A 3,266-nucleotide genomic window follows, 5' to 3' on the forward strand; every position below is an offset into this window, starting at 1 on the left:
CTGATCCCATCCCGAACTCAGCAGTGAAACGATGCATCGCCGATGGTAGTGTGGGGTTTCCCCATGTGAGAGTAGGTCATCGTCAAGATTAAATTCCGAAACCCCAATTGCGAAAGCAGTTGGGGTTTTGTTTTGCCTGCGAGAAAGTTCGTACGGCAACATCGGACGGCTCCTGGCTGTCACAGTCACCTGACAATGCTAAGGTTCGGCCCTAGCTTTTGCATTTCTCCAAGGAAGCCCTTATGGCGGACGCCTCGTTCCTCAGTGCTGGTTTTATGGTGGTTCACGGCAACCGCCTGGACGAACTGCGTAGCCTGGTGGTCAGCTGGATGCGGCGTTATCCGCTTGCTCCCCTGGAAAATGAAATCGCTCTGGTGCAGAGCAATGGTATTGCCCAATGGCTGAAGCTGGCATTGGCCGAAGACCCTGAAGATGACGACATGGGTGGCTGTGGCATCGCTGCGGCTATTGATGTGCAGTTACCCGGCAGCTTTATRTGGCAACTTTATCGATCAGTGCTCGGACGTGATGAAATCCCAGCGAAATCCTTGCTGGACAAGGCCCCTCTAACCTGGCGATTGATGCGCCTGTTGCCAGAGCTGATCGATCAACCACATTTCGAACCGCTGCAACGCTTCCTTACTCACGATACCGACCTGCGTAAACGCTATCAGCTCGCTGAGCGGCTTGCGGATCTGTTTGACCAGTATCAAGTGTACCGGGCGGACTGGTTGGAAGATTGGGCGGCGGGTCGCCATCAACTGCGTAACGGTAGAGGTGAGAGCAAACCGCTCACACCGGCCAACTGCTGGCAGGCTGAGTTGTGGCGTGCGCTGTTGCTGGATGTCGGCGAGAAAGGCATGGCGCAAAGCCGTGCAGGCGTTCACCAACGCTTTATCGAGACAATCACTGACCTGGACACTGCACCTAAGGGATTACCTTCCCGGGTGATCGTTTTCGGCATTTCTTCGCTACCCGCTCAAGCCCTGGAAGCACTCGCAGGATTGGCTCGCTTCAGCCAGGTTCTGCTCTGTGTGCACAACCCTTGTCGCCACCACTGGGCCGACATCGTTGCCGATAAAGACCTTTTAAGGCATCAGTACAAGCGGCAGGCGCGCAAGACCGGCATGCCGGTCGTACTTGACCCACAAACCCTGCATCAACATGCTCACCCGCTGCTGGCAGCCTGGGGCAAGCAAGGGCGCGACTACATCAACCTGCTCGACAGTTATGACGATCCCAACAGCTATCGATCAGCTTTTCGCGATGGACGTATCGACCTTTTCAGCGAAAGCCAGCCGTTGAACATGCTCAATCAATTGCAGGACGACATCCTCGAGTTGCGCCCGCTGAATGAAACCCGCCTGCTCTGGCCTGCGGTCGATCTGAAGCAGGACGAGTCGATCCGTTTTCACATTGCCCATAGCGCACAGCGTGAAGTGGAGATACTCCACGATCAGTTGCTCGCGCGCTTCAGCGCAGACCCGCAGTTGCGTCCACGCGATGTGATCGTGATGGTTCCCGACATCGACAGTTACGCTCCACACATTCGCGCCGTGTTCGGTCAACTGGAGCGAGAGGATCGGCGCTTTATCCCTTTTACGCTGACCGACCAAGGGCAGCGTGGTCGTGACCCGCTACTGATCGCGGTCGAGCATTTGCTTAAACTGCCTGACAGCCGTTTCCCGGTCAGCGAGATTCTCGATTTGTTGGACGTTCCGGCGTTGCGCGCCCGATTTGGTGTAGAGGAGTGCGACCTGCCGACCTTGCATCGCTGGATCGAAGGGGCTGGCGTTCGCTGGGGTATGAACGCGCAACAGCGCGCCGGTCTTGGTTTACCAGATGAGCTTGAGCAAAACAGTTGGCGTTTTGGCTTGCGTCGCATGCTTCTGGGGTATGCCGTTGGCAGTGGTCATTCCTGCGAGGGCATCGAGCCTTATGATGAGATCGGCGGGCTGGATGCGGCACTGATCGGCCCATTGGTAGCTTTACTCGATGCTTTGCAGATCGCTCACCAGGAGCTCACACAACCTGCATCACCCGAGCAATGGGGCGTGCGTCTGCAAGCGTTGATGCAGCTATTTTTCCTGGCCAGCAATGAGCATGACGACTATCTGCTGGCCCAGCTCGAGTTGCTCCGCGAAACCTGGCTGGAGACTTGCGAGTCGGTTGGTTTGCAGGACGAACTGCCACTGACGGTGGTCCGTGAAGCCTGGTTGGCCGGTCTCGATCAGGGGCGTTTGTCCCAGCGCTTCCTGGCCGGCGCAGTAAACTTCTGTACGTTGATGCCGATGCGGGCAATCCCGTTCAAGCTCGTTTGCCTGCTGGGTATGAACGACGGTGATTATCCGCGTGCGCAGCCGCCACTGGATTTCGATCTGATGGGCAGCGATTACCGCCCCGGTGATCGGTCACGGCGAGAGGATGACCGCTATCTATTGCTCGAAGCCGTGCTCTCGGCGCGGGACCAGCTTTACATTAGTTGGGTCGGGCGCAGTATTCGCGACAATAGCGAGCGCCCTGCATCGGTATTGATCGGTCAACTGCGTGACCATCTGGCTAACGGCTGGAAAAATACCGACGGCACTAAAGAACTCCTCGAGGCGATGACCCAGGAGCATCCGTTACAACCTTTCAGTGCCCGTTATTTCCATGAAGGCGATCAACTGTTCAGCTATGCCCGAGAGTGGCAGCTGTTGCATGAGCAACATGACAGCACTCAAACCTTAGAGGTCCTTGATGCCTATGTTCAGGAGGAGCCGCTGAGTCTTGGTCAGCTACAGGATTTTCTGCGTAACCCCGTCCGGCATTTTTTCAGTCAGCGTCTCAAGGTGTTTTTCGAAGCGGCTGAAGCGCCTTTGGCAGATGAAGAGCCCTTCGTGCTCGATGCACTGCAACGCTACAGTCTGAGCGACAGCTTGCTTGAAGCTGCGTTGGCTAGCCCCGATCAACCTGAACAGGCTCTGCATGCACAGGCCAAAAGGTTGCAGGACAGCGGCTTGCTGCCGATGGCCGGTTTCGGTGAGTGCTTGCAACGTGAGTTGATCGAGCCGCTACCGGATCTGCTGCAACGTTATCAACAGTTGCTAGCGTTGTGGCCAACACCGCAAAACAGTGCTTTGCCGGTGACGCTTCAATTGCAGGGAGTGAGCCTGGAAGGCTGGCTCAGCGGTCTCCATCAACGCAGCGATGGCGGGTTGCTGGCTGTCACTACGATCCCCAACAGCATTGGTTCGATCAAGACCCGCAAGTGGCATCGTTTGACT

Annotated in this window: 1 protein-coding gene and 1 rRNA gene; both read left to right on the forward strand. The window is 56.5% G+C overall.

From position 1 onward, the window contains the following. A 5S ribosomal RNA gene (rrf, locus tag AC1DH9_RS25625) occupies positions 1-88 on the forward strand; the annotation flags it as partial. Between the two features lie 154 nt (positions 89-242). Then, positions 243-3,266, forward strand: a 3,024-nt coding sequence (gene recC / locus AC1DH9_RS25630) for an exodeoxyribonuclease V subunit gamma (RefSeq protein ID WP_477809025.1), incomplete at its 3' end; no start/stop codon positions are given.

Source organism: Pseudomonas sp. 05T35 (genome assembly GCF_056396605.1).